Origin of the sequence: Pseudaeromonas sharmana (assembly GCF_042649925.1) — a bacterium.
Lineage (GTDB): Bacteria > Pseudomonadota > Gammaproteobacteria > Enterobacterales > Aeromonadaceae > Pseudaeromonas > Pseudaeromonas sharmana.
This window is the reverse complement of the sequence record NZ_JBHSAF010000003.1, coordinates 180,119-206,674: the sequence shown is the minus strand read 5'-3', so window position 1 is coordinate 206,674 and position 26,556 is coordinate 180,119. Positions and strand designations below refer to the sequence as shown.

General features: G+C 58.4%; 29 protein-coding genes. 13 read left to right on the top strand and 16 right to left on the bottom strand.

Going from position 1 to position 26,556, the window contains the following annotated elements; all coding sequences use genetic code 11:
• Positions 1–72: 72 nt before the first annotated feature.
• Positions 73–1,182 carry a tRNA (uridine(54)-C5)-methyltransferase TrmA gene (gene trmA, locus ACFOSS_RS05880; RefSeq protein WP_377151209.1) on the top strand — a complete coding sequence of 370 codons (1,110 nt, stop codon included), beginning with the start codon at positions 73–75 and terminating at the stop codon, positions 1,180–1,182.
• Between the two features lie 65 nt (positions 1,183–1,247).
• Here the strand turns inward: trmA and ACFOSS_RS05875 are convergent, their stop codons facing one another.
• Positions 1,248–1,481 carry a (2Fe-2S)-binding protein gene (locus ACFOSS_RS05875; RefSeq protein WP_377151208.1) on the bottom strand — a complete coding sequence of 78 codons (234 nt, stop codon included), beginning with the start codon at positions 1,479–1,481 and terminating at the stop codon, positions 1,248–1,250.
• Positions 1,482–1,670: 189 nt separating this feature from the next.
• On the opposite strand from ACFOSS_RS05875, the gene bfr (ACFOSS_RS05870) reads away from it, so the two are divergent.
• Positions 1,671–2,138: a bacterioferritin gene (bfr, locus tag ACFOSS_RS05870; RefSeq protein WP_377151207.1), complete on the top strand. Its 468-nt coding sequence runs from the start codon at positions 1,671–1,673 to the stop codon at positions 2,136–2,138.
• A 10-nt stretch (positions 2,139–2,148) separates the two neighbouring features.
• Complete coding sequence (gene bfr, locus ACFOSS_RS05865; protein ID WP_377151206.1) at positions 2,149–2,616, top strand: bacterioferritin; 468 nt, start codon at positions 2,149–2,151, stop codon at positions 2,614–2,616.
• 48 nt (positions 2,617–2,664) lie between these two features.
• On the opposite strand, the gene ACFOSS_RS05860 is transcribed toward bfr (ACFOSS_RS05865), so the two are convergent.
• The gene (locus tag ACFOSS_RS05860) at positions 2,665–3,903 is read right to left on the bottom strand and encodes a malic enzyme-like NAD(P)-binding protein (protein WP_377151205.1); all 1,239 of its coding nucleotides are present in this window, start codon (positions 3,901–3,903) and stop codon (positions 2,665–2,667) included.
• Between the two features lie 130 nt (positions 3,904–4,033).
• On the opposite strand from ACFOSS_RS05860, the gene ACFOSS_RS05855 reads away from it, so the two are divergent.
• Positions 4,034–4,654, top strand: a complete 621-nt coding sequence (locus ACFOSS_RS05855) for a tRNA-uridine aminocarboxypropyltransferase (protein WP_377151204.1) — start codon at positions 4,034–4,036, stop codon at positions 4,652–4,654.
• Positions 4,655–4,709: 55 nt separating this feature from the next.
• Here ACFOSS_RS05855 and rpmE read toward each other — a convergent pair whose 3' ends face one another.
• Positions 4,710–4,922: a 50S ribosomal protein L31 gene (rpmE, locus tag ACFOSS_RS05850; RefSeq protein WP_377151202.1), complete on the bottom strand. Its 213-nt coding sequence runs from the start codon at positions 4,920–4,922 to the stop codon at positions 4,710–4,712.
• A 145-nt stretch (positions 4,923–5,067) separates the two neighbouring features.
• Between rpmE and priA the strand changes: the two genes are divergently transcribed.
• On the top strand, positions 5,068–7,275 hold the full coding sequence (priA, locus tag ACFOSS_RS05845; RefSeq protein ID WP_377151201.1) for a primosomal protein N': 2,208 nt from the start codon (positions 5,068–5,070) through the stop codon (positions 7,273–7,275).
• 162 nt (positions 7,276–7,437) lie between these two features.
• On the opposite strand, the gene ACFOSS_RS05840 is transcribed toward priA, so the two are convergent.
• The 3 genes from ACFOSS_RS05840 to ACFOSS_RS05830 all read right to left on the bottom strand — a co-directional run bounded on the left by ACFOSS_RS05840 (position 7,438) and on the right by ACFOSS_RS05830 (position 9,448).
• On the bottom strand, positions 7,438–8,115 hold the full coding sequence (locus ACFOSS_RS05840; RefSeq protein ID WP_377151200.1) for a ChrR family anti-sigma-E factor: 678 nt from the start codon (positions 8,113–8,115) through the stop codon (positions 7,438–7,440).
• Positions 8,108–8,698, bottom strand: coding sequence for a sigma-70 family RNA polymerase sigma factor (locus ACFOSS_RS05835; protein WP_377151224.1), 591 nt, complete (start codon positions 8,696–8,698; stop codon positions 8,108–8,110). The genes ACFOSS_RS05840 and ACFOSS_RS05835 overlap by 8 nt, the downstream gene beginning before the upstream one ends.
• 174 nt (positions 8,699–8,872) lie before the next feature.
• The gene (locus ACFOSS_RS05830; RefSeq protein ID WP_377151199.1) at positions 8,873–9,448 is read right to left on the bottom strand and encodes an LON peptidase substrate-binding domain-containing protein; all 576 of its coding nucleotides are present in this window, start codon (positions 9,446–9,448) and stop codon (positions 8,873–8,875) included.
• A gap of 206 nt (positions 9,449–9,654) precedes the next feature.
• Here ACFOSS_RS05830 and argS point away from each other — a divergent pair, with 206 nt between their 5' ends.
• The 5 genes from argS (at position 9,655) to rraA (ending at position 15,150) form a co-directional block, all read left to right on the top strand.
• A complete protein-coding gene (argS, locus tag ACFOSS_RS05825; protein WP_377151198.1) occupies positions 9,655–11,397 on the top strand; it encodes an arginine--tRNA ligase in 1,743 nt (580 codons plus the stop codon).
• A gap of 1 nt (position 11,398) precedes the next feature.
• On the top strand, positions 11,399–12,169 hold the full coding sequence (locus ACFOSS_RS05820; protein ID WP_377151197.1) for an SPOR domain-containing protein: 771 nt from the start codon (positions 11,399–11,401) through the stop codon (positions 12,167–12,169).
• Between the two features lie 483 nt (positions 12,170–12,652).
• Positions 12,653–13,186: an ATP-dependent protease subunit HslV gene (gene hslV, locus ACFOSS_RS05815; RefSeq protein WP_377151196.1), complete on the top strand. Its 534-nt coding sequence runs from the start codon at positions 12,653–12,655 to the stop codon at positions 13,184–13,186.
• A 32-nt stretch (positions 13,187–13,218) separates the two neighbouring features.
• Entirely contained in the window at positions 13,219–14,544 is a 1,326-nt protein-coding gene (hslU, locus tag ACFOSS_RS05810; RefSeq protein WP_377151195.1) for an HslU--HslV peptidase ATPase subunit, read from the top strand.
• Between the two features lie 120 nt (positions 14,545–14,664).
• Entirely contained in the window at positions 14,665–15,150 is a 486-nt protein-coding gene (gene rraA, locus ACFOSS_RS05805; protein WP_377151194.1) for a ribonuclease E activity regulator RraA, read from the top strand.
• 66 nt (positions 15,151–15,216) lie between these two features.
• On the opposite strand, the gene ACFOSS_RS05800 is transcribed toward rraA, so the two are convergent.
• From ACFOSS_RS05800 to fieF, 4 genes are all read right to left on the bottom strand, one after another.
• Positions 15,217–15,426 (bottom strand): cell division protein ZapB, encoded by a 210-nt coding sequence (locus ACFOSS_RS05800; RefSeq protein ID WP_377151223.1) that lies wholly within the window; start codon positions 15,424–15,426, stop codon positions 15,217–15,219.
• 138 nt (positions 15,427–15,564) lie between these two features.
• Positions 15,565–16,836 (bottom strand): hypothetical protein, encoded by a 1,272-nt coding sequence (locus ACFOSS_RS05795; protein WP_377151193.1) that lies wholly within the window; start codon positions 16,834–16,836, stop codon positions 15,565–15,567.
• 64 nt (positions 16,837–16,900) lie between these two features.
• Positions 16,901–17,680: a serine O-acetyltransferase gene (gene cysE / locus ACFOSS_RS05790; protein WP_377151192.1), complete on the bottom strand. Its 780-nt coding sequence runs from the start codon at positions 17,678–17,680 to the stop codon at positions 16,901–16,903.
• Between the two features lie 3 nt (positions 17,681–17,683).
• Entirely contained in the window at positions 17,684–18,607 is a 924-nt protein-coding gene (gene fieF / locus ACFOSS_RS05785; RefSeq protein ID WP_377151191.1) for a cation efflux pump FieF, read from the bottom strand.
• A gap of 164 nt (positions 18,608–18,771) precedes the next feature.
• On the opposite strand from fieF, the gene trmL reads away from it, so the two are divergent.
• Positions 18,772–19,236 (top strand): tRNA (uridine(34)/cytosine(34)/5-carboxymethylaminomethyluridine(34)-2'-O)-methyltransferase TrmL, encoded by a 465-nt coding sequence (gene trmL / locus ACFOSS_RS05780; RefSeq protein ID WP_377151190.1) that lies wholly within the window; start codon positions 18,772–18,774, stop codon positions 19,234–19,236.
• 21 nt (positions 19,237–19,257) lie between these two features.
• On the opposite strand, the gene lexA is transcribed toward trmL, so the two are convergent.
• Positions 19,258–19,884 (bottom strand): transcriptional repressor LexA, encoded by a 627-nt coding sequence (gene lexA, locus ACFOSS_RS05775; RefSeq protein WP_377151189.1) that lies wholly within the window; start codon positions 19,882–19,884, stop codon positions 19,258–19,260.
• A gap of 158 nt (positions 19,885–20,042) precedes the next feature.
• Here lexA and plsB point away from each other — a divergent pair, with 158 nt between their 5' ends.
• Positions 20,043–22,472: a glycerol-3-phosphate 1-O-acyltransferase PlsB gene (gene plsB, locus ACFOSS_RS05770; RefSeq protein WP_377151188.1), complete on the top strand. Its 2,430-nt coding sequence runs from the start codon at positions 20,043–20,045 to the stop codon at positions 22,470–22,472.
• A gap of 107 nt (positions 22,473–22,579) precedes the next feature.
• Here the strand turns inward: plsB and ubiA are convergent, their stop codons facing one another.
• Positions 22,580–23,446, bottom strand: coding sequence for a 4-hydroxybenzoate octaprenyltransferase (ubiA, locus tag ACFOSS_RS05765; protein WP_377151187.1), 867 nt, complete (start codon positions 23,444–23,446; stop codon positions 22,580–22,582).
• A gap of 1 nt (position 23,447) precedes the next feature.
• On the bottom strand, positions 23,448–24,035 hold the full coding sequence (locus ACFOSS_RS05760; RefSeq protein ID WP_377151186.1) for a chorismate--pyruvate lyase family protein: 588 nt from the start codon (positions 24,033–24,035) through the stop codon (positions 23,448–23,450).
• A gap of 96 nt (positions 24,036–24,131) precedes the next feature.
• Here ACFOSS_RS05760 and ACFOSS_RS05755 point away from each other — a divergent pair, with 96 nt between their 5' ends.
• Complete coding sequence (locus ACFOSS_RS05755) at positions 24,132–24,560, top strand: flagellar basal body-associated FliL family protein (protein ID WP_377151185.1); 429 nt, start codon at positions 24,132–24,134, stop codon at positions 24,558–24,560.
• Between the two features lie 5 nt (positions 24,561–24,565).
• Here ACFOSS_RS05755 and glpG read toward each other — a convergent pair whose 3' ends face one another.
• The 3 genes from glpG to ACFOSS_RS05740 all read right to left on the bottom strand — a co-directional run bounded on the left by glpG (position 24,566) and on the right by ACFOSS_RS05740 (position 26,555).
• On the bottom strand, positions 24,566–25,402 hold the full coding sequence (glpG, locus tag ACFOSS_RS05750; protein ID WP_377151184.1) for a rhomboid family intramembrane serine protease GlpG: 837 nt from the start codon (positions 25,400–25,402) through the stop codon (positions 24,566–24,568).
• On the bottom strand, positions 25,399–25,722 hold the full coding sequence (glpE, locus tag ACFOSS_RS05745) for a thiosulfate sulfurtransferase GlpE (RefSeq protein WP_377151183.1): 324 nt from the start codon (positions 25,720–25,722) through the stop codon (positions 25,399–25,401). Before glpE ends, glpG begins: the two co-directional genes overlap by 4 nt.
• A gap of 128 nt (positions 25,723–25,850) precedes the next feature.
• Positions 25,851–26,555, bottom strand: coding sequence for an ABC transporter ATP-binding protein (locus ACFOSS_RS05740; RefSeq protein WP_377151182.1), 705 nt, complete (start codon positions 26,553–26,555; stop codon positions 25,851–25,853).
• Position 26,556: the final 1 nt, after the last annotated feature.

Here is a 26,556-nt window from a genome sequence, read left to right as displayed (position 1 = left end):
CCAGTTTTTTCTGGACAATCCAGCAGTGCCGCATACAATCTCGGCCCTTCAGAGAGAAAGCCGAGAGACACCATGTACACGCCGTTACGTCAACCTGAGGAATATCAGCAGCAACTGCTAGATAAACAGCAGCGGATGCAGACCTTTTTCGCCGATTTTGCGGCGCCGTCGCTGGAGGTTTTTGCCTCGGCCCCCAACCATTATCGTATGCGCGCCGAGTTTCGTGTCTGGCATGACGGTGACGACCTCTACTATGTCATGTTCGATCCTGCGACCCGGCAACGTTATCGCGTTGACCAGTTTCCTGCTGCCAGCACCCTGATCAACCGTCTGATGCCCCGTCTGCTTGACGGCGTTCGCGGCGTCAGCGAGCTCAAACACAAACTGTTTCAGGTCGATTTTCTGACCACGCTCAGCGGCGAGGCCCTGATCTCGCTGTTGTATCACAAGAAACTGGATAATCACTGGCAGCAGGCCGCTCAGACGTTACGCGCGCAACTCAGGGCAGAGGGGGTATGTGTCGATATTGTTGGCCGCGCACATAAACAGAAGCGGATATTGGAGCGAGATCATGTTATCGAACGCCTGCAGGTAGGCACTCGCCAGCTCAGTTACCTGCAGGTAGAAAACAGCTTTACCCAGCCTAATGCCATGATGAATGAGCAGATGCTGAGCTGGGCGCTGGATGTAACGCAAGAGGCAAAAGGCGATCTACTGGAGCTCTATTGTGGTAACGGTAATTTCTCGCTGGCCTTGGCACCCAATTTCCGCCGTGTGCTGGCTACGGAAATCGCCAAATCTTCGGTAGATGCTGCCCAGTTCAATATTCGTGAAAATCAGATCGAAAACGTACAGATTCTGCGCATGTCTGCAGAAGAGTTCACTCAGGCCATTCGACAGGAACGCCGTTTTCAGCGTCTGGAGGGCATCGATCTGGCCAGTTATGACTGTGACACCATTCTTGTCGATCCACCACGCGCAGGATTGGATCCTGCGACGCTGGCGATGGTGCAGGAATATCGGCAGATACTCTATATTTCCTGCAATCCGGAAACCTTGCAGGAGAACCTGCGCGCGTTAACTGTTACCCATGACATTATTCGCTGCGCACTATTTGATCAATTTCCGTTTACTCACCACGTCGAAAGTGGCGTCTGGCTTCGCCGTCGCGCTAACGGGTGAACCCAATAGAGAACGGGCGGTAATTCCGCCCGTTCTCTATGCACGCTTCTGATTTTTCCCGCCGTTCAGGCAACACGTTGTCGCGGTGGCTGCGCCGAGGACAGCGGAATCACACTAGACTCCCCGGGTTCTGCGATCTGATAGAAGCTATTCACCATCTGTCGCACTGTACAGGTACAACGCCCGCACTGGGATCCCACCTTCAATTGTTGACGCAACTGTCGCATGCCAACCCCACCCTGTTGCAACAAGTCAGTGATGTCGCGATCCGTTACGCCCTGGCACAAACAGATATACATGGCGCATTCCTGATAACGATTATCATATGATAATAATTATCAGTGCCTGCAAAGGCAAGTCTGTGCGCTCATTTTCCCAGCAAATTTCCACCTCAATCACCTCTTTTCACTTTATTTAAACGGTGTGCAGTGCTTAAGTTGAAATGTTGAATTTCTGTTACTGCTTTTGTGGGTATGTGAGGAGGCAAGATGCAAGGAGACAAACAAGTCATACAGTTTCTTAATCGTGTACTGACCAGCGAGCTGACCAGTATCAACCAGTACTTCCTGCATGCCAGGCTATGGCGCCACCAGGGATTGAAGAAACTCAATGATTGCGCCTACAAGAAATCCATCAAGGACATGAAACAGGCCGATGCCCTGATTGAGCGGATTCTGTTCCTGGAAGGGCTGCCTAACCTTCAGCAACTCGGTCACCTCAAGATCGGTGAAACCCCGGAAGAGCGTCTGGCTTGTGACATGACTTTCGAACTGGAGCAGATACCGTTATTGAAACAGGCCATCGCCCAGTGTGAACAGGCCGCGGACTATGTCAGCCGAGACCTGCTGGAGGACATTCTGGAAGAAGAGGAGGAGTATGTGGACTGGCTTGAAACCCAGCAACAGTTGATCGCCAGCACCGGCCTCGCTAACTATCTGCAAAGTATGCTCGAGTAAGGAGATCCCGATGAAAGGTCAACCGGAAGTCATTACTGCCCTCAACCGTCTGCTGGCCGGCGAGCTCTCTGCCATGGATCAGTACTTTATCCACTCCGAGATGTATCAGGACTGGGGGCTCAACAAGTTATACGAACGCATTGCACATGAGTTCGATGACGAGAAAAGCCATGCCAAGGCGCTGATTGAACGCATCCTGTTCCTTGAAGGCACACCTGATCTGACGACGCGCGATCCGATTCACGTCGGCAAGGATGTGCCCGAAATGCTGAAGAATGACCTGCAGCTCGAATACGACGTCGTCACGGCGCTGCGAACCACCATAGCGCTGTGTGAACAACAGCAGGATTACCAAACGCGCGAGATTCTGGAGCAGCTACTGGACGATACCGAAGACGATCACGCCTATTGGCTCGAGAAACAACTACGCCTCATCGATCTGATTGGTTTGCCCAACTACTTGCAGTCGCAGATGTAATCAAAGCAAAACGGCGCCATCAGGCGCCGTTTTGCTGACTGTGACGGCTTAACGATATCGATCAGGAAGGCTTAGACGAGCCACCCCCGAACTGACGGCGGCTTGAGCCACTGCGCGTGCCACAACAGGTAATAACCGGGGATCCATCGGTTTGGGAATCACATAGTCCGGCCCAAATGTCAGATCCGTAACGCCTGCCGCTGCCTGCACCTCAATCGGCACCGGTTGATGTGCCAGTAGGCGCAGCGCATCGACGGCCGCTTTTTTCATCTCGGTATTGATACGGCGGGCACGAACATCCAAGGCGCCGCGAAATAAGAACGGGAAACAGAGTACGTTATTGATTTGATTAGGATAATCAGATCGTCCCGTCCCCATGATGGCATCGCTACGCACATCGCGTACCCGTTCTGGAGAAATCTCCGGATCAGGATTGGAACAGGCAAAGATCACCGGGCGTGGCGCCATCGCCGCCACATCGGCATCGGAAACCAAGTCCGGGCCCGATACGCCGACAAACACGTCGGCCTGTTGCATGGCCTCATGCAGGGTCCGCGGGCCGCTATCATTGATGAAACGTGGTTTCTCACCATTCAGATCCGTACGCTCGGAACGGATAACACCATGACGATCAATCATGAAAATATGCTCGCGACGGGCACCACAGGCGATCAATAAATCCATACAGGCGATCCCTGCTGCACCGGCGCCAAGACAGACAATACGCGCATCGGGTAATGACTTGCCCTGAATCTCGAGCGCATTGAGCAAACCGGCCGCAGTCACGATAGCGGTGCCGTGCTGATCATCGTGGAATACCGGCACATCGCAACACTCAATCAATGCCCGTTCGATGACAAAGCACTCCGGAGCCTTAATATCTTCCAGGTTGATGCCGCCAAAACTGTCGGCAATGTTGGCGACAGTGCGGATGAAATCGTCGTTATCACGATGAGACACCTCGATATCGATGGCATCAATGCCGGCAAAGCGCTTGAATAGCAGTGCTTTGCCCTCCATCACCGGTTTGGCTGCCAAAGGGCCCAAGTTGCCAAGTCCGAGAATAGCGGTGCCATTAGTGATCACCGCAACCAGATTGGCTTTGGCGGTATAGCGATAGGCCTCGTCTGGGTTCGCTGCAATCTCGAGTACCGGTTCGGCGACACCGGGACTGTAGGCCAACGTCAGGTCATGGGCCGTCTCAGCCGGCTTGGTTAGTTGTATCGCTATTTTACCTGGCACCGGGAAAGCGTGATAATCCAGCGCTTGCTGACGCAGTTCAGACATAGAAACTCCTTGATGATGCAGGCTATGAGGTTGCATCAGGTATGATTCCACGATCATAGCCCCGTTGCCTCACCAGACAAGGGCTGTTCGAGTCCAATTCAGATAAATACTATTGCCGGTAGCACTACAGATGACACAAACGATACACCGGCCGCGCTGTCCACAGTGCCAGCAACTGCAAAACCGTTGTTTTTGTCGCCATGTTCACCGGCATTCACTGCCGTGGCCACTGGTTGTATTGCAGGATCACCGTGAAGCGGGCACCGCCAAGAACACGGTCCCCTTACTGAGACATTGCCTGCCACAAGTGCTGTGCTGGACCACGCAGGATTTTAGCCAACATAACCAGCTTGATGAGTTGCTGCGCGACCCAGGCCGCTACTGCATCCTGGTTTATCCCGGGGAATCGGCGCAGACGCCGGCTGCGCTGGCCCCTGCCCCTGCCGGTCGCGAATATTGTTTTATTCTCCTGGACGGCACTTGGCGTCAAAGCTTGCGCCTGCTGCACAGCCATCCGCTCTTGCTCACCTTGCCCCGGGTCAAGCTGACGCCGATGCGGGCGTCCGGCTACCTTATTCGCAAGGCACCTCGTGCCGATAGCCTATCCACATTTGAAGCCGCAGCCACGCTACTGGCGCACTGGGATCACGAGGCTGCCAACTCAATGCTGACCTGTTTTGACAACTGGATCGCCGCCGAACTGCAACATCTCCCCGCAACGATCCGATCACGTTATCTACCATCCGACTGATATGCAGACATAAAAAAAGCGCCCCGTGGGGCGCTTTTTTCGATCGTCAGGGCGATTACTTCTTGGTGCCCAGCGCGCCGAAACGCTTGTTGAAACGATCAACACGACCGCCGGTGTCAACGATCTTCTGCTTGCCGGTGAAGAACGGGTGGCAAGAGGAGCAAACGTCCAGGCTCAGATCAGAACCGGTAGAACGGGTTTGGAATTCGTTACCGCAAGAGCACTTGATGTTGATCAGCTTGTACTCTGGGTGGATACCTTCTTTCATGGAGAACCTCTGCATAGTAGGCCGTGTCGCCATCCAGCCTCACGCCGAACACCACACGAGTTGAAACGGATGTTTTTAAGGGTGCGAATAATATAGGATCGATCCCCTCAGTCGCAAGCCCGATCGCAGAAAAAACAGACAAGCCGTGACCACCGAAACCGAGTTGCACCTACTACGCATCGCGCTACCTCTCCCGCTGCGCCGCGCCTTCGACTACCTTGCGCCGCCTCCCAGGCCCGCGATCGGTAGCCGCGTCCGCGTGCAATTCGGCCGGCAGTCACTGCTGGGGATCGTCATAGAGCATCCGCAACAGAGTGATATCAGCAGAGATCGGCTCAGGGTAATCGACTCGCACCTCGATCTGGCGCCGCTGTTTCCCGAACCATTGTGGCAGTTACTGCACTGGAGCGCCCGTTATTACCAGCACCCGCTCGGCGAGGTGATCGACAACGCGCTGCCTGTCCTGCTGCGCCAGGGCGAGCCGGCCTTACGGCGTCCGCTGGAAAGCTGGCGTCTGTGTGATGGCAGCATGCCACCCGCCATCCCCCGGGCCCCACGCCAGCAACAGGCGATGCAACTATTGCAAGATGGCCCCCTGAGTGCGGCCGAGCTGCGCGAACAAGGCATCGATAGCAGTGTGATGCAACGGCTGGCAGAGAAGGGGCTCGCCGAAAAGGTGGATCTGCTCGCCATGCAGGAAGACTGGCGCGATACCCTGCTCGAGCACGCCGATGACCGCCACCAGCTCAATACCGAACAGGCCTTGGCGGTAGCGGCGATCAACCAGGCCCAGAGCGAGTTTGCCGCCTTCTTGCTGGAAGGCATCACCGGCTCCGGGAAAACCGAAGTCTATCTGCAATTGATCGCTCCGGTTTTGGCGCGCGGTGAGCAGGTGCTGGTGCTGGTGCCAGAAATCGGCCTGACACCTCAGACCCTGAAACGCTTTCGGCGGCGCTTCGCCGCCCCTGTCCTGACACTGCATTCGGCCATGAACGATCGGGAACGACTCGATGCCTGGCTCGCCTGTCGCAGCGGTGACACCGCCATCCTGATCGGCACTCGCTCCGCACTGTTCACCCCTTTCCGCAAGCTAGGGCTGATCCTGATTGACGAGGAACATGATGCCTCCTTCAAGCAGCAGGAAGGGTTCCGTTACCATGCCCGCGATCTTGCGATCTTGCGCGGCAGACTCGAGTCCTGCCCCGTGGTCTTGGGCTCGGCCACCCCGTCGCTGGAGTCGCTGCACAACGTCGGCACAGGTAAATACCAGCGGCTGACACTCACCCGTCGGGCTGGCGGCGCACAACCGGCACGACAGGAGGTACTGGATATCAAGCATGTGCCTCTGGTCGCTGGCGTCTCACCGCAGTTGCAGCAAGTGATGCGACAGCATCTGCAGGCGGGAAATCAGGTGATGCTGTTTCTCAACCGGCGCGGATATGCACAGGCGTTGCTCTGTCATCACTGTGGCTGGATTGCCGGCTGCGAGCGCTGTGACGCCTACTATACCTGGCATCAAGGCAGCCGCCGTCTGCATTGCCATCACTGTGACAGCCAACGCGCCATCCCGCACCAGTGTCCTCACTGTGGCAGTCATGAGCTGGTGGGTACCGGCATCGGCACCGAGCAACTGGAGAGCGCGCTGGCCGAGCTGTTTCCTCAATGGCGCACTGTGCGTATCGACCGAGACAGCACCCGGCGTAAAGGTGAGCTGGAGAGTCATCTGCAGGGGATCCGGGATGGACACTACCAGATCCTGATCGGTACCCAGATGTTGGCCAAAGGGCACCACTTCCCCAACGTGACGCTGGTCGGCCTGCTGGATGTTGACGGTGCCCTGTTTTCACAGGATTTTCGCGCCACCGAACGGTTGGCCCAGCTCTACACTCAGGTCGCAGGGCGTGCCGGACGGGCCAGTAAACCGGGATTGGTGGTGCTGCAGACCCATCATCCGGAACATCTGCTGTTGCAAGATCTGGTGCACAACGGTTATGGCCATTTCGCCCGGACCTGCCTCGACGAACGGCGAGCCCTGGGATTGCCCCCCTTCAGTTTTCAGGCGTTATTGCGGGCCGAAGCAGTACAGCGTGAACGAGTAGAACATTTCATGCTCGAGGCAGCCGGCCTGATGCAACAGTTGCGGCCATTGCACCCGGGTGTCTTGTGCATAGGGCCGGTGTCCGCCCTGATGGAACGCCGGGCCGGCAAGTATCGGATGCAACTGCTGCTGCAAGCAGGTCAAAGAGCGGGGCTGGCCCGCTGTCTGGAACAGTGGCTGCCGCCTCTGGAGGGACTCAGCTCCGCCAAGCTGGTGCGTTGGTCACTGGATGTCGACCCACAGGAGCTGTTCTAAATACCTGCGCCTGATGATGCGACAGTGGCCAGGTGGCACACGCTAAGACGCGGTAAACCTATCCATGGTGCCAACCCCCCATCCTTGACACTGAGGCTCAGTGGAACGATACCCTGCGTCTGTAATGGGTGATCCGCTATTCGCAACCGCTACGTAGCTCCGTCAGTACAGCAGTCCGGAGAAACCGTTCAGCAACCGCGGCAAGCCGCGGGTAAAGTGCACCGGCGCATCCAACACGGTGAGACACAGACAACCGGCGTGGGTCGAGGGGCTGTGCTCGTGTCGCCGATCCAGCAGCAGAAAATCACCCGCACGATACGTCCCTTCTGCATCCGTCATGTCACCGGCTAACAACAGCGTCAGCTCGTAGCCTTTGTGCGTATGTTCAGGAATCACCGCCCCCGGGGCGATCGACAGCAGGCTGGTGCGTTCATGCTGACTGGCGGCAATATCGAGCCGGGCTCGCGCCACCTTCCCCACCTGTTGCCACTCTGGCACCACCAGATGACGCATGGCGCGCGGCAGCGCGATGGCCGACGCTTGCCAGTCGACCTGCAGCGGCGGACAAGCCTGGGCCGAGGGTTTGCCCACGCCCTGCGGCGTGGCCATGATGGCAGCCAGCATGGCATCCCAATCTGGTCCGCCAGGGGCCTCGAGTTCGGGCTCTAGCGCAGGCTCAGTCAAGGCCAGGCTCGCCAACTCTGCTTCCAGTGCCGCTAGATGACGCTGGCATACCGGACACAACTCGACATGTACCGACACCGCCAGTGCCAGTGACGGTGGCAGCTCTCCTGCGGCAAATGCGCGCAGCCAGCTAGATTCGGGATGGTAACTAATCATCTTGCTTACCTACCTGCTCGCGAAGTTTTTCCAGCGCCAACCGTAAACGGGACTTGATGGTCCCCAGCGGAACCTGCAGCCGATCAGCCAACTCCTGCAGAGTCATCTCCTGCAGATATACACCGCGCACCACCTCCTGCTGCGCCGCAGGCAGCAGATGGACATAATGAGCTAACTGCCGCGCCAGGATCTGCTGCTCCCCCCGCTCATCCTGTTGGCTACCATCGACAGGTTCGAGCACAGGCCACAGATCCTCGGCCAGCAATTGTTCCCGGCTGTTCATTTGCCGACGCAACATGTCAAAACACTGGTTACGCATGACCGTGAAGACCCAGGTCAAGGGGGTACCTCGTTCTGGCACATAAAGGTGGGCCTTCTGCCAGACAGCAAGCAAGGTATCCTGGACCAGCTCCATGGCCTGCGCCTCACTGCGCAGGTGACGCAAACCATAGGCACGGATCCGGGGTGCAAAATAGTGAAACAGCTGCCGATAAGCATCACGACACCGTTGTTGCGCCACGGCGGTGAGCCAGTCGGTCATCTGCTTGAGATCCTGTTCAGAGCTTTCGGACGCAGTACGCATCGGACTCCGGGATGAGTGGATGACGGTCTCGCCAGTATACCCGATTGTACTCTGCCCCATCTGCGTCTCCGTTTCACAACAGGATCTTCTGTACTACGTTGCCGATCTGCGGCTGGATCACTGCGTGCATTTTGCAAAATGCATAACCCGCAGCTGCAAATTGCAGTGTCCCGGTTAATGCGACCGCACCGGCTCGTGTACCACCTCCATCAAGAAACGCAACGCATCACTGCAATCGGAACTCTCCAGCAACGGGAGTTTTTCTTCTCCTGCCAATGGCAATACCTCTAACCAGCGCTGGGCGACCCAGCAGGCGTTCGACCATTCAGGCTGCGGGTAATACGCGGCAAAATCCGGGTGCTCGGCAAACAGCTCACCGAGCCTGCGCGCCAGCACATCCTGCTCCGGAGCCAGCTCGGTGATCGTCCAATTTGGTAAGGCGTTGACTTCGCCAAACAGCAAACCATCGTCTTCGACTTCGATTTGACTCAGCCGATAGCGCTCGATACCGCGAACCGTGATGCCCAGGGTCTGATCTTCAAGCTGATTAAAATCAATTACTTCCACTCGGGTGCCTAATGACAGCATCGGCGTCTGTCCATCATCTCGCGTTCGCCCCAGCAGGCAGAGGCCAAAACCGTTCGTTTGACTCAATGTGAGCATCCGCAGATACCGCGGTTCAAAGATGCGCAGTGGAATGATGCCGCCGGGAAACAGATGGATCGACAGCGGAAACAGGGGTAGACGCATAGATCCTCCTTAATGTGCTTCGCTATCACGCATTACGGTCGATGACGACCGCCGGATCGCTACGGCAACAGAATCATCCCGACAGCAAGCATAAAGTTGGCCAACACCCATCTGCGGTCGGAAGGTAGTCAGCCGCCGCTATTCGGAGTAAAATTTCCGCCCTTCGATTTTTCGTACAGCATGTGTTTTTAATTGGGTGGACCGAGATGAAAGAGCATATTCACCAGCTGCTGGAGCAGTGTGTGACCAACCTGATCGCCGCGGGCGTGGTACCGGCCGACGTCGCCCCCCGCATTCAGGTGGACAACACCAAAGACAAGGCTCACGGTGATCTGGCCACCAACCTGGCAATGCTGCTGGCCAAGCCGGCCGGTAAGAATCCGCGTGAACTGGCCCAGATGATCATCGATGCGCTGCCGGACTCCGAACGGGTGGCCAAAGTCGAGATCGCCGGTCCCGGCTTCATCAACTTCTACCTCGACAGCCAATGGCTGGCGCGTCAGGTACAGGCGCTGGCCGCCGACCCGCGTCTCGGTGTCAAGGTTGCAATCCCCGCACAAACCATAGTGGTGGACTACTCGGCACCCAACGTTGCCAAGGAGATGGCAGTTCACCACATCCGTTCTACCGTGATCGGTGACGCCGCCACGCGCACGCTGGAGTTCCTCGGCCACACCGTGATCCGTGCCAACCACGTCGGCGACTGGGGCACCCAGTTTGGCATGCTGATCGCCTATCTGGAGAAGATGGAGAACGAGCACGCCAGTGATATGGAACTGGCGGATCTGGAAGCCTTCTATCGCGAGGCGAAGAAGCACTACGACGAAGACGAGGCTTTTGCCGAGCGCGCTCGTGGCTATGTCGTCAAGCTGCAAGGTGGCGATGAATATTGCCGCACCATGTGGAAGAAGCTGGTCGATCTGACCATGGCGCAGAACCAGCGCATCTACGATCGCCTGAACGTCAGCCTGAGCGCCAAAGACGTGATGGGAGAGAGCCTGTACAACCCCATGTTGCCGCAGATCGTCAGCGACCTGCAGGCCAAGGGCATGGCCGTCGAAGACGATGGCGCCCTGGTGGTCTACCTCGACGAATACAAAGGTAAAGATGGCGAGACCATGGGCGTCATCATCCGCAAGAAGGATGGTGGCTATCTGTACACGACTACCGACATCGCCTGTGCCAAGTACCGCGTCGAGACGCTGGGTGCCGATCGCGTGCTTTATTTCATCGACTCCCGTCAGCATCAGCATCTGATGCAGGCCTGGACCATAGCCCGCAAGGCCGGCTATGTCCCGGAGCAGGTTTCGCTGGAGCACGCCGCCTTTGGCATGATGCTGGGCAAGGATGGCAAGCCGTTCAAGACCCGCTCCGGTGGCACCGTCAAACTGGCTGAGTTACTGGATGAAGCGGAGCAGCGTGCTCGCGACCTGATGGCGAGTCGCAACAGCGACCTGGCGGCCGACGAACAGGCCGCCGTAGTGCACGCCGTGGCGATGGGTGCCATCAAGTATGCCGACCTGTCGAAGAACCGAACCACCGACTACATCTTCGACTGGGACAACATGCTGGCGTTCGAGGGCAACACGGCCCCCTACCTGCAGTATGCCTACACCCGCATCCAGTCCATCTTCCGTCGTGCCGGCGCTGACGCCCGACCGGGTGCCGTTGTGCTGGACGCCCCAGCCGAAGAGGCGCTGGCGCAGAAGCTGATGCAATTCAACGATGCGGTTCAGGCTGTTGCCGCCAAGGGCATGCCGCACCTGATGTGTACCTACCTGTATGAGCTCTCCGGGCTGTTCATGACCTTCTACGAGGCCTGCCCGATCAACAAGGACGGCGTCAGCGCCGAGTTGAAGGCCAGCCGCCTGACACTGTGCGATGCCACCGCCAAGGTGCTGCGCCAGGGTCTGGATCTGCTGGGTATCCAGGTTCTGGAGCGCATGTAACATGAGTCAGGATTACGTCCGCAAGGCTCGCCCTGCACGTCCCAAACGCAAACCGGCCAGTCGTCCTGGCCGGCAGCCGGCACGGGCTCCATTTCCGGTGTTCCGTGCCGTACTGGCACTGGTACTGCTGATCGGTTTCGGCGTCTTCCTCTACATTCTCAAGGGCAGCGCCGGCGAACCCAAGCCAGAACCGGCCGCCGCGCCGCAGGCCAAACCGATCCCGATCGAAGACCAGCGGCCCGCCAAAGAAAAGTTCGACTACATGACCTTGCTGGAGAACAAGGAGGTCAATGTCGAACTGCCCAGCGGCGCGGAACCGACCGATTTTAGCGTCGACCCTGAGCAGCAAAAACGCCTGCTGGCGCAGGCTGAGGCCGAAAAGAAAAAGCTGGAACAGGCTCGACTCAAAGCCCAGCAACAAAGCGGGGCGGCCGTATTGCCGCAAAGCGATGCCGAACGTGCGGCGGCGCTGCTGGCCGGACAACCGGTCAGCGAACAACCGACCGCCACGCCGGCAGCCAGCACAGCGCCGGCCGGCCGGGGTTATCTGATGCAGTGTGGTGCCTTCCGCACCAACGATCAGGCGGCATCGATGAAGCTACGTCTGGCGTTCCAGGGGCACAGCGCCCAAGTTCAGCAGGGACAGGTCAACGGCAGTACCTGGTACAAGGTGATCCTGGGTCCGTTTGCCAGCAAGGCGGAAGCCGAGAGCCAGCGGGCGGCAATGAAGGCCAAACATCTGGTCGACAACTGTACCATCTGGATGAAATAAGCCACCGGCCCTCATGCCCAGGCGGCATAAAGCACCTATTGAGACCAATTGCAGGTGGCGCGGCTGCCGCCTGCCCTCGCATAGGGGCTGACGGCGTCCTGGAGCAAGGCGACCGGCCGCCATGACGGCTGGGTAATCCGCCCTGGCTTGTGGCCGGTGGTGCTATTTGTCTTATCCCCTGCTAACGATGACAGGCGGCGCTAAATATCGCCTCGGTACACCGGCTAATTCGTTGTCACCTGACAACGACTTCAGCTAATTGGATGATTTAAATCCCGTTTTTATTTGTTGTCACATTTCTAATTCCCTATCCACAGCAGAACACATACTGCCGGAAATAATGCAGATCACGCCGCAGCATCTGCGTCGGGAGCCGGCATTCCGGGCTGTGCCCTTGAAAACCTTCCCTGACACCCCCATAACTGCTGACATGCCCCGGTGCTCGACGCCGGCACATTCATCCGCAGCAAACGAGGTATCACCGTGACTACAATCGTATCGGTCCGGCGCAACGGCCGGGTAGTGATCGGCGGCGACGGCCAGGTCTCTCTTGGCAACACCGTCATGAAGGGTAATGCCCGCAAAGTTCACCGCCTGTATCAAGGCAAGGTCCTGGCTGGTTTTGCCGGTGGTACTGCCGATGCGTTTACACTGCTCGAACGGTTCGAAGCCAAGTTACAGGCCCACCAGGGAAATCTGGAACGCGCCGCCGTGGCACTGGCCAAAGAGTGGCGCACCGACCGCGCCTTGCGGCGTCTGGAGGCGCTGTTGGCCGTCGCGGATGCCAACAAGTCGTTCATCATCACGGGGAACGGCGATGTCGTACAACCGGAACAGGATCTGATTGCCATTGGTTCCGGGGGAAACTATGCCCTGGCCGCCGCCCGCGCCCTGCTGGAAAACAGTGAACTCGATGCCGAGGAGATCGTCCGCAAGGCGTTGACCATCGCCGGTGACATCTGCGTCTTCACCAATCACAACCACATCATTGAGGTGCTGGATTACGCCACCGCTTGAGCGGCCCGTACTCCGGTATCCGAGGAACCAACATGTCCGAGATGACCCCCCGCGAGATCGTCCACGAGCTGGACCGCCACATTATCGGCCAAGCCGACGCCAAGCGCGCCGTGGCCATCGCCCTGCGTAACCGCTGGCGCCGCATGCAGCTGGAGCCGGCCCTGCGCCAGGAAGTCTCCCCGAAGAACATCCTGATGATCGGCCCGACCGGGGTCGGCAAGACCGAAATTGCCCGCCGCCTGGCCAAGCTGGCGAATGCCCCCTTCATCAAGGTTGAAGCCACCAAGTTCACCGAGGTGGGCTACGTCGGCAAGGAGGTGGACTCCATCATTCGCGATCTGACCGATATGGCGATGAAGATGGTGCGCGAACAGCAGGTGGAAAAGAACCGTTATCGCGCCGAGGAAGCGGCCGAAGAGCGGATTCTGGATGCCCTGTTACCCCCACCACGTGAAGGCTGGGGTAATGAAAAAGCAGACAACAGCCACACCCGCCAGATCTTCCGCAAGAAGTTGCGCGAAAAAGAGCTGGATGACAAAGAGATTGAGCTCGAGCTGTCAGCACCGCAGATGGGTGTCGAGATCATGGCCCCCCCCGGCATGGAAGAGATGACCAATCAATTGCAGAGCCTGTTCCAGAACATGGGGCAGGGCCAGACCAAGAAGCGCAAGTTGAAGGTCCGCGATGCGCTGCAACAGTTGATCGACGAAGAAGCCGCCAGGCTGGTCAACCCCGAGGAGCTCAAGGAGCTGGCGATTCATGCTGTCGAAAACAACGGTATCGTGTTCATCGACGAGATCGACAAGATCTGCAAACGGGGTGAGTCAAGTGGGCCCGACGTATCCCGCGAAGGGGTGCAACGTGACTTGTTGCCATTGGTTGAAGGCTGCACCGTCAACACCAAGCACGGCATGGTCAAGACAGACCACATTCTGTTCATCGCCTCTGGCGCATTCCAGATTGCCAAACCGTCCGATCTGATCCCCGAGTTGCAAGGTCGTTTGCCCATCCGCGTCGAGCTCAGTGCCCTCAGCACCGATGATTTTGAGCGCATTCTGACGGAGCCGAATGCCTCGCTGACGGCCCAGTACCGAGCACTGATGGCCACCGAGCAGGTGACCGTCGACTTCACCACCGACGGCATCCGACGCATTGCCGAAGCCGCATGGCAGGTGAATGAGCGGACCGAGAACATTGGTGCCCGCCGCCTGCATACCGTATTGGAACGCCTGATGGAGGAGATCTCCTACAGCGCGGCAGACCATGCCGGCCAGACGCATGTCATCAATGCCGACTATGTCAACGCGCACCTCGGTGCCCTGATCGAAGACGAGGATTTAAGCCGCTACATTCTTTGACCCCGGCACCCACTGCCACGTCAAATCGCGATATCACTCGCACCCTGCGGGGGTTTTGCTTTGAAAAGCCCCCGCCTCTCCTTATACTTGTGCCACCTGTATCCACCTCGGTAACAAGCCATGGAATACAATACGTCTGAACTTTGCGACACCTACGCTGATCTGGTCGACGTTGTCGAACCCATGTTCAGTTCCTACGGCGGCCGGAACTCCTTCGGCGGCGTCATCACCACCGTCAAGTGTTTCGAAGCCAACGGTCTGATTAACGAACTCGTCAAAGAGAACGGGATCGGACGTGTATTGTTGATCGACGGCGGTGGCTCACTGCGTCGAGCCCTGCTGGATGCCGAGATGGCGACGACAGCCACCGAGAATGGCTGGGAAGGGATCGTCTGTTACGGCAGCGTACGCGAAGTCGATGCGCTCGGTGAGCTGGATATCGGCATCCAGGCGCTGGCATCAATCCCGGTGGGTGCCGATGACAGCGATGTCGGCGAAACCGATTTGCCGGTCAATTTCGGTGGTGTCACCTTCCTGCCTGATGACCATCTGTACGCCGATACCACCGGCATCATTCTGTCACCAGAGCCGCTGGATCTCGACTGAGTTTGCCAGGGCAACAAATAACAACGCCGGCTCGAGCCGGCGTTGTGCTATTTCAGCTGTCGCGGTTCAGACTGCGTCCGCCATCTGATCCATCTTGCCAAGCAGGGCGCGCAAGCGCTCTTGCCAGGCTTGATGATCGTTACGCAGTTGCTGGTTCTCATCCTTGAGCCGTTGGTTCTGAGCTTTCAGCTCTTCGATTTCCATCTTCTGCAGCGCAATGTTATCCACCGCGGTCTGCACCTTGGCTTCCAGTTGTTCCAGTACTTCAAGCGACATAGTCATACCCATGGTCTCATTGATCTGTTTCGGGGCTTGCCCGAGGCTCGAGCCACCAGAATACCCCGTGCCGCCAGAGGCAACAAGGCTGCAAGCCGCTTTGCCAGCGGATCTGGCATCCGGTTGCTGCTTTGCGCATCAATACCACCAGAGATAGAGCGCAAATAACCCGACACAGACCAGCCACATCCGCCCGGCATAGCCCAGATTCCAAAACAACAGATCCCGAGCTCGCACCCGGTAACAGGCCAGCAGCGCCAGGTTCGCTCCCGACAACGGCGTCGCACCGGTGGCTAGCCCCCACGCCAGAAGAAAGGTCAGCCCCAGCAGGGTCGGATCCGGTTGCAAATGCCACAACAGCGGCGCCAGAGAGGAGATCGTGATGATCGGATGAACGCCGAAATAGGCGATGAGCAGTATCAGCGCCAGCGTCAATGCGGCCTCGAGTACCCCATAGTGACTAAAGCAGGACAGCAACGGCGCCGGGGACCAGATTTGGGTCAAGCCATTAATCCCGGCAGCCAGCAGCCCGGCACCGAGGAACAGCACGATTTGGCTACCCATCGCAGGAAAACGTTCGGTAACTTGCCGACGCAGCGCCGCCCGACGACCGGTCGCCGGCATCAGCAATAGGGAGATCACCGGAGCCGTTAACGCAATGATGCCGACGATACTCAAATCAGGCCACAGCAAGTGCCCCAGCAATACCGTCAGCGCCAGCGTGCCCGGCAACAACAAGGTGCGCAGGCGTAACGGATACCCCTCGAAACCACTCATCCCCAGGCGGCCGACCTCGAGCGCCGTCAAGACCATCGCCGCCAGGGCCCCGAGCAGCCCCAGCGGCAACAGCGCACTGAACACCATGCCCGGGGCGTAGGTCATGGCGACGGCCATGGCAATAAAGAATGGCGACCAGAACGCGGCACAGCAGTAGATTCGGCTGAGCATGATCACCTGCCGCCGCTCCAGCCGACCATCTCTGGCCAGATGATCGCCGACGACAAACAACACCGACATGTTGATGACTGCCCCGAGCAGATTGACGGCAGCGAGGGTACTCACTACCCCACGCCAACCGGTGACGGTGCCGGAGGAGCGCGCCAACGCCTGTGTCGCCAGGTTCAGGCAACTGACGGCAGCAAACAGGGTCACCATGTCGATGTTCGGTAGCAACAGGCTGGACCAGGAGAGCCGGGCACCCTGCAGCAACGCCACGGCCAGCATCAGAAGTGCACAAAGATAGAGGATCAGGCATTGCCGTCGTGCCGCAGGGTCGAGAAAAGGACCAAGCAGCACAGTCGCCCCCCAGGCCAGCGCGGCCGCTGGCCACTGGCTCCAGCCCAGATACAGGTGGCCCAGATCGGCCAGCCACATACAGAGGATCAGCACGCCAGCCAGAGCGCGACTCACATCAGGACTCCCATGCAAAGAGGCCTGTCTGCGCCGCATGACACGGCCGACGGCCATTGTGGCCTTACAGCCCCTGATTCATGTCCAGGGACGGCTTGTCACAACCCGGGGTCCCCACCACGCGGGCCGGAACCCCAGCCACTGTGGTGTGCGGCGGCACCGCCTGCAGCACTACGCTGCCAGCCCCAATCTTGGCGCCGCATCCCACCTCGATATTGCCAAGCACCTTGGCGCCAGCGCCAATCATCACCCCTTCCCGAATCTTCGGATGACGATCACCATGTTCTTTCCCGGTACCACCCAGCGTGACGTTTTGCAGGATAGAGACGTCATTCTCGATCACCGCAGTTTCACCGATGACGATGCCCGAGGCATGATCAAACATGATGCCGCGACCAATTCGAGCGGCCGGGTGGACATCAACGCCGAACACTACTGAAATTTGGTTTTGCAGGAAGATGGCCAACGCCCGACGTCCCTGATTCCATAACCAGTGACTGACACGGTAGCCCTGCAGTGCATGGAAGCCTTTGAGATAGAGCAAGGGTGTCGAGTAGTAGCGCACCGCAGGGTCGCGATCTTTCACCGCGCAGATATCCGCCGCCACCGCATCGAGGATCTCGGGTTGTGCCGTAAGCGCGGTCTCGATCACCTCGCGTAATACCATGGCCGGCATGACGGCACTACCCAGCTTATTCGCCAGCTGAAAACTCAGTGCCGAGCGCAGCGACTCATGATTCAGAATCGTCGAGTGGAAGAAACTGGCCAGCATCGGCTCCTCGGCGATCATCTGTGTCGCCTCGTCGCGGATTTTGTCCCACGTTACTTGCTTGATGCAGCTCATAGATCATCCTTGAGAGTGTAATACCCTGGCCCCCTCTTCGGGAGCCTCGGTCGCCAGCACAGACATCGGGTCCATGTGAATGATGATATCGGCCTGCGGGAACATCTGACGAATGGCGGCTTCCGCCTGATCCGCCAAAGCGTGGGCGTAAACCAGCGGTAGTTGGTCGTCCAGCTCCAGATGCAGTTGGATGAACTTCATTTGTCCTGACTGACGGGTACGCAGATCATGCACGCCATTGACCCCCGGCACCGAAATGGCCAGTTGTTCAATCTGCGCCCGCTCTTCATCCGGCAATTGACGATCGAGCAACGTCTGCACCGCTTCATAGCCTATCTCGACGGCCCCCTTGAGGATATAGAGCCCGAGCAGCATGGCGAACAGACCGTCTGCCCACAGCCAGCCCCAGGCTGACAGGACCAGCGCCAGCAGCACACCGGCGTTGAACAGCAGATCGGATTGATAATGTAGTCGGTCGGCCTTCACTGCCTGGCTGTTGGTGCGACGCACCACATAGCCCTGGATCAGAACCAGCACCAGCGTCAGGACAAAGGAACCCACCGTCACCCACAGCCCCAGATCGATGTTGCGCATTGGCTCCGGCGCAATCAGGCGCGAGAAGCCATTCATCACCAAGACCAGGGCCGAGCCTGTGATAAAGGCCGCCTGGGCCAGGCTGGCCAGCGACTCGGCTTTGCCATGGCCAAAGCTGTGGTCATCATCCGCCGGCGCCAGGGCATAGCGGATGGCGAACAGATTGATCAACGAAGCGCTGATATCCATCAGCGAATCGGTCAGCGAGGCCAACAGGCTGGATGAACCTGTCAGCAGCCAGGCCGTTAGCTTGGCGATGATCAAAATTCCGGCCGTGGCGGTTGAGGCCAGACCGGCCAACGTCACCAGACGGGAATAGGAATGGGTAGTCACTGTCTCTTCCCCGACAGACAGCAGGCATCCTGCCTGCGAGTGTGAAAAGGATCACTATCATACCCGTTGCCGTCTCAAGGACAATCCCCGTGCACGAGCGGGATTCCCCTGTCGCGTCAGCTTGGGTATCCTTGCCGTCCCATCTGCGCTGTTCCGAGGTCAGGATGCTGCATATCGTGTTGTTCCAACCAGAAATTCCGCCAAATACCGGCAACATCATCCGCCTGTGTGCCAATACCGGCTATCGACTGCATCTGATTGAACCGCTGGGCTTTGCGTGGGATGACAAGCGAGTGCGTCGCGCCGGCCTCGATTATCACGAGTTTGCCGATGTCAGGCGCTATGCGGATCTGGCCAGTTGCCTGGCCGAACTGGGTGACGGCCGGGTCTATGCCTGCACGACCAAGGGACAACAGTATCCATCGGATACCCGTTTTGCCGCTGGGGATATACTGCTGTTTGGCCCGGAGACCCGAGGCTTGCCAAACGAGATAATCGAGAGTCTGCCCCCGGAGCAACGCTTGCGTATTCCGATGCTGCCGCAGAGCCGCAGCATGAATCTGTCGAATGCAGTGTCCGTTTTTGTTTACGAAAGCTGGCGTCAGCTGGGCTTTCCCGGTGCCCGCTGAAGCGGACACCGGCGGGGAAGGTCAGTGCCAGCCACCGTTGCGAATCACGCCAACCGCCAGACCCTCAATCGAGAGTGACTGCTCACCCAGATCGACGCGAATGGGTTCCAGCTCTTCATTTTCTGGCAGCAGCCAAACCAGCTGGCCCTTGCGTTCAAAACGCTTCACCGTGACCTCGTCGTCGCCCACCCGGGCGACAACCACCTGACCATTGCGCACCTGTTCGGTCTTGTGCACCGCCAGCAGGTCGCCATCCAGAATACCGATGTTCTTCATGCTCATGCCATGCACGCGCAACAGGAAGTCGGCTTTGGGCTGAAACATCGCAGGGTCAACCTGGTAATGTGCTTCGACATGCTCGCTGGCAAGGATCGGCTCACCTGCGGCCACCTGACCGATCAGAGGCAAACCGCTCTCCTCAACCGGTTCCTCCTCGTCTTGCAACAGCTGGATACCGCGCGAGGTACCCGGCATGATGCGGATCACCCCCTTGCGTGCCAGTGCCTTCAAATGTTCCTCAGCCGCGTTGGCCGATTTGAAACCAAGGCGCAGGGCAATTTCGGCCCGGGTCGGCGGCATGCCGGATTCCTGCATACACTCCTTGATCAGCTCAAGGACCTCGTTCTGGCGCGGTGTCAGATGTTTCATCGCAATGGCCTGTCTATTTATACAGAATACTGTGAGTATATACAGTCGTTTGCGCAAAGCAAGCCCTGAACGACCACGATTGCATCCGGCGCCAGCACGACAAGTCGGGCCAGTTTTGGTATGCTAGCAGCGCATCAACAGTTGAGGATCCACCTATCATGTCGTTTGGCTCTCGCCTGGTCCGGGCCCTCTGCCGCCTGCCGATCCGTCTGCTCGTCAATCATCGCAGTCTGCCCGAGGATCCGGTCAGCCAACTCGGTCTGGATCCGGCGCGGCCGATTGTCTACGCGCTGAACACCGACTCGCTCAGTGATCTGCTGACATTGGAACTCTGTGCCGTTGAACTGGGGCTACCAAGCCCGTTCACACCATTGTTGTGGCAAGGCCGCTCCCATCCGCGCTATGTCTGTCTCGACCGAACCCCGCTGCCATTCGGCATCAAACGGCGCAACGGGCCCAATTTGTCCACCTTTCAGGAGTGGCTGGCCCTGCACCACCAGGATGCCGAGCTGGATGTGCAACTGGTCCCGGTCACGCTGTTATGGCAACGCGCCCCAGGTCGTGAGCGTCGCCATCGCCTGCAGCCGCCGGCCGCCAAAACGCCGAGCGCACTGCACAAGGCCCTGATTGTCGCGCTGTATGGTCGGGAAAACCGCGTGCGCTTCTCGCTACCGGTCTCATTGCGGCAACTGGTCAACGAGCTGGGCACCGATGAATCGGTCGCCCACAAGCTGGCACGCGTAGCGCGCATCCATTTCAGCCGTCAACGTCAGGCGGCTAAAGGCCCGCGTCTACCGGACCGACAGGCGCTGTTCAACGAGTTATTGCGCAACGACAACATAGTGCAGGCCATCCGTGAACAAGCCAGCAGCGAAGGGGTTGATCCCGAGGTCATTCGCGGCAGGGCACTCGCCTACCTTGAGGAGATGGGCTCCAACTTCTCGTATCGTCTGATTCGCTTCCTCGATTATTTTCTCGGCTGGCTGTGGAACAAGCTCTATCGCGGCATCACGGTACACGGGGGAGAAGAGGTGCGCCGACTGGCGCGTGAAGGACACGAAATCATCTATATGCCCTGCCACCGCAGCCATATGGATTACCTGTTGCTGTCCTATGTCATCTACCACCAGGGCATGATGCCGCCGCATATCGCCGCCGGTATCAACCTTAACTTTTGGCCAGCGGGTCCTCTGTTCCGGCGTGGTGGTGCCTTCTTCCTGCGCCGCAGCTTCAAGGGGGACAAGCTGTACAGCACCGTCTTCCGCGAATACCTCAGCGAGCTATTTGCCCGTGGATATGCCGTTGAGTATTTCACCGAAGGTGGGCGCTCACGTACCGGCCGGCTGCTGCAGCCGAAGACCGGCATGATCGCAATGACACTGCAGGCTCAGCTGCGCGGAGTGCGCCGTCCGCTGACATTTGTCCCTGTCTACCTCGGCTATGAACATGTCATGGAGGTCAACACATACCTCAAGGAGCTCAAAGGCAGCCGCAAGGAAAAAGAGAATGTCTGGCAGGTCATCGGGATCCTCGGCAAATTGCGCAATTTCGGCCGCAGCTTCGTCAACTTCGGCGAACCGCTGACCCTGCACCAATTCCTGCAACAGCAGGTTCCGTCGTGGCGGAATGACATGGATCCCAGCGGCCAGCACAAACCGACCTGGCTGGGTGACACCGTTGATCAGCTGGCACGGGATTTGATGACCCGCATCAATGATGCCGCCGCGGTCAACGGCTTGACGCTGAGCGCCCTTGCCCTGCTGGCCAGCGATCGCCAGGCGCTGCCACGGGATGCCCTGGTCGCTCAAATTGACCTCTACACCAAATTGCTGCGCCAGGTTCCCTACAGCCGCTTCAGTACTGTGCCCGATCTGCCCGCCGAAACCCTGTTGGACCAAGCGCTGGAACTGAACAAATTCCAGGTGACCGAAGACCGGCTCGGCCAGATCATCAGCGTCGATCGCTATCAAGCCATCCTGATGACCTTCTACCGTAACACCATACTGCACCTGTTTGCCTTGCCCGGACTACTGGCGACACTGATTGAACGCAATGAAGGCATCGACACCCCCGGCCTGCTCGCCCTGTGTCGGAGTATCTATCCGCTGATGCAGCGCGAGTTGTTCTTGCGTAACGACATTGACGCCCTCCCAGAAGCCGTGGATGCACTGCTGACGGCCTTGCAACATGAAGGACTCATTGAGGTACGTGAAGGCGGATTTTGGGTCTGCGCGGCAGAACAGCAACGCCTGCTGCTGTTGGCGCAAAGCGTGCAGGAGACACTGCAGCGCTATGCACTGACCCTCAGCCTGTTGCAGCGCAGCACGCACATTGATGGCGAACAACTGGCTGCCGACAGCCAGATGATGGCGATGCGCCTGGCAACCTTGCATGGCATTCACGCCCCCGAGTTCAGTGATCAGTCGCTTTTCCGGACCTTGTTGCAGACCCTGCGCCATCAAGGCCTGTTGACCGGGGATGATGCCGCCCCCTTGACCGTCGACACGACTGCAGTCGAGTCACTGCTTTGCAGCCTGCTGCCACTGCTGCCCGATCCGGTACGCCGAACCATACAGCACCTCGGCTGAACTGCAGCCTGAAGGCGGAGAGATAAAAAAACCTCGTCAGCTTGCTGCACGAGGTTTTTTTATTAACGAGCGCGAGACGTTGCCTGCTCGGCGAGCAGGCCCAATACTCATAACAAGCTGAGCACAATGCCGGCAAACAGTACGGCTCCAACACGATTATTGCCAAGAAACGCCTGAAAGCAGCGTTCCCGTTCCCGTAAACGGGTCGACCAGTACTGTTCGGCAAACAGCCCGCCTGCCACACACCAGGCCAGCATAAATGGCCAGCCCAGCGCGCTGATCACGGCCACCACCGCCAGACACACCAACATGCCAGCCTGTAACAACAGGATGATCGTCCTGTCATGTCGACCGAACAGGATCGCCGTCGACTTGACGCCGATACGCAGGTCATCGTCGCGATCCACCATAGCGTAATAGGTGTCATAGGCCACGGTCCACAGAGCATTGGCCAGAAACAACAACCAGGTTGTCAGTACTAACTCACCTCTGACCGCTGCCCACGCCATGGGAATGGCCCAGGAGAAGGCCAAGCCCAACACCAGTTGTGGCAAGTTGGTCACCCGTTTCATGAAGGGGTACACCACCGCCAGCAGCAAACCGACCAGCGATAATGCGATCGTGTAACGGTTCAGTGTCAGCACCAGTACGAACGATGCCAGCACCAGTACGGCGAAAAAAACCAGTGCCTGTCGGCTACCAAGCCGGCCGGCCGGCAAAGGGCGGGCCGCCGTACGTTTGACGTGGCCATCCAGATGCCGATCCGCATAGTCATTGATCACACAGCCGGCTGAGCGCATCAGCCAGACGCCAGCGATAAACACGGCCAGCAATTGCCAGCCCGGCCAACCGCCGGCCGCCAACCAAAGAGACCACAGGGTCGGCCACAGCAATAACAGGGAGCCTATCGGCTTATCCAGTCGCGCCAGCTGCCAATAAGCTTGCCATTGTGGTGCCACCTCACTCCTGCTCACATTACTCCTCCACACCGGCATACAAGGGTGCTGCAGGTAAAAACAGCTCTACGACCGTCAAGGCCGCGCCATCCAGATGCCAACGACAACGCCGGGCCCACAAGGCCGTGCCAATGGGCTGCCCCAGTACCGCCATCGCTTGCACCCAGCATGGCGATAGCCCCAGATCGGCATACTCCAGCGCGTCGCGCTGCAACTCCGGATGATGGAACAGCCAGTCCCCCAAGGCTTGTCCACCCAGCCGCAACAACTCAGGGCAGGCAACAGCCAATCCTGCCTCGATGTGCGTCAGACCCCAGATCCAGGGCCTGCCATCCATGCACAACAACACCTGGCGCACCCCTCCGTTGTGCACGCTGGCCTCGCACAGACAGTGCAGGGCAAACTGACCTGGCATGGCCCTGAGCCGGGCCGTCAGCGAGCCCGGCTCGCTCAACCAGCTCAGCGCTGCGTCAGCCGGCACGGGCCCGGCCATCGTCGCCAGCGGGCGCCAGGTCTGATTCGACAGCGCGTGCAGCAGGGCTGCACCAGCAGGAGCAAATGACGCCACCGTGTTCACAGACTCCGGCAAAAAAACTGAACTTGTCACCTTAATCCATCCACAATACTAGAAAGCTTGTTCTTGACGGCCAACAGGTCACCTTCAAGAATGGGCGCTATCCCCTTTTTTATCACAGGATGTCTTATGTCGCTGTTTCGATCCCTGCTGCTGATCTGCCTGTTGCTGCCGCTGACCGTATTCGCTTCTGGTGGAGGCGAAGGTGGCGAGGGCGGCGAAGCCGCTGCCCCGTCCGGCATCGGCTACTACACCCTGGATCCTGAGTTTATCACCAACTACTACACCGAAGGACCGACGCTGGGTTACGTCAGAGTCAAGGTTGACCTCATGGTCGACAACGCCGCCGACATCGAACTGTTGAAGAAACACGACCCCTTGCTGCGCGATGCCATTGATACCCTGCTCGGCGATCAGACACTGGAGCAGGTCCGCAGCCAACAAGGTCGCGAGGAGCTACGGCAACGTTGCAAGAAGGCTGTCGAGGCCCTGTTAACCAAGGAAGAGGGACGGCCTGTCATTCGTGACCTACTGTTCACCAACTACCTGTATCAGTGACCCATTCAGGCCGTCGCGTGTCGACGGCCATCCAGCCAGCCATGTAACAACCCAATCACCAACCCGGACAGATGCGCCGTATTCGCCAGGTTGCTACCCAGCAACCCGCTAAAGCCAATCGCCACCCACACCAGCATGAACATGAACAGTCCGTCCGGCAGTTGCAGTTCACCATCCGGGTGACGTTTGCCCAGCATCCAGACATAGCCCACCAGCACATTGACTACCGCAGACAGGCCCCCGAAATCGGGACCTGACACCAGAAACTCGCACAGGTTCGGGATGGCCGCGCCCACCAGCAGCAATAGCAACAACTTGCTGCTGCCCAGTTTGCGCTCCACCATGCCGCCCAGATACCACCACCACATCAGGTTGAAAATCAGATGCAAAGGCGTGAAGTGCAAGAAGGCCGGGGTGATAAAACGCCAGATTTGCCAACCAGTGAGTTGCTGCAAATCAGGATGGAAGGACAACGCAGCGTAGATATCCAGACCGATAAACTGCAAACCAAACAGACACAGGCATAACAGCATCACCAGCAAGGTCAGCGGCCCGGCATGGATCAGAAATTGCGCACTCAGGCTATGATGGCCCGCCTGATAGTCGATGCGCTGGTTAGGGGTTCCGCTCTGCCACGACGCTTCGGCATAGCGCGGGTGGAAAGGCTCTTTCAGAAAGCGCTTCACCTCAACCTCGGCCTCAGCCACCCGGCTTTCGTCAGCCAACCAGACGGTGATGCCCGTTTCGGATTGGGTCAGTTCGCAATGCAAGCCGCGACTCCCCAGATAGTCGGCAAAGCTCTGCGCCAGACGCGCATCGTTGATCACCAGCAGCTGTTTCATGCGTCACCCTGAACTACGGGATGCGCCAACTTCCAGCCCTCAAAGCCACCATCGACGCTATACACTGTCTCGTAACCCTGCTGCGCCAGATATTGCGCCGCACCCTGACTGCTATTGCCGTGATAACACATCACCAGGACCGGAACCTGATAATCCACCTCACGCATAAATTGCATCAGGGTATCGTTAGTCAGGTGGTAGGCCCCGGGGGCATGGCCGGCACGGAAACTGGCGGCATCACGGATATCGACAAGGCGGACACCGCCTTGCGCTAGCAGCCCGGCCGCGGTAACAAGGTTGATTCGTTTGAATTCGGACATAGGGTCACTCCGCTACAGGAGCCTGATGGCGGCTCCGCTGATGGCTCCAGTGTACCCGATTGTTAAAAAAAAGATCACCCGTTGCCGGGTGATCCTTCGTTCGTTATTACAGGGTTTGGGATGAGGCATCAGCCACCGAGATACGCCTGACGCACCGCCGGATCAGCCAACAGCGCTTCGCCAGAGCCTTCGAGCACGACACGCCCGGTCTCGAGCACATAACCGCGATCCGCCAGTTTCAATGCCTGATTGGCATTCTGCTCGACCAGGAATATCGTCATCCCGCGCTCGCGCAGACGTTCGATAATCTCAAAGATCTGTTGAATGATGATCGGTGCCAGCCCCAGAGACGGTTCGTCCAGCAGTAACAGCCGTGGCTTGCTCATCAAAGCACGGCCAATCGCCAGCATTTGCTGTTCGCCGCCGGACATGGTGCCAGCGCGCTGATGCATGCGTTCACGCAGACGCGGAAACAGCTCATAGACCTCTTCCAGCAACTGCTGTTGTTCCTGCTTGTCATCGACGAAGAAGGCGCCCATGAAGAGGTTTTCCTCTACCGTCAGACGACTGAAGATCCGGCGCCCTTCCGGCACGATGGCAATATCGCCGCGCATGATCTTCGAGGTGTGCCATGACGAGATATCCTGCCCTTCGAACAGGATCTGGCCACTCTGCGGTTTCGGATCACCACACAAAGTCATCAGCAGCGTCGTCTTGCCGGCGCCATTGGCGCCGATCAGTGTCACTATCTCACCTTGATTGATATGCAGACTGACGTCGTGCAACGCCTGAATCTTGCCGTAAAAGGTGGAGACATTCTTGAATTCCAGCATC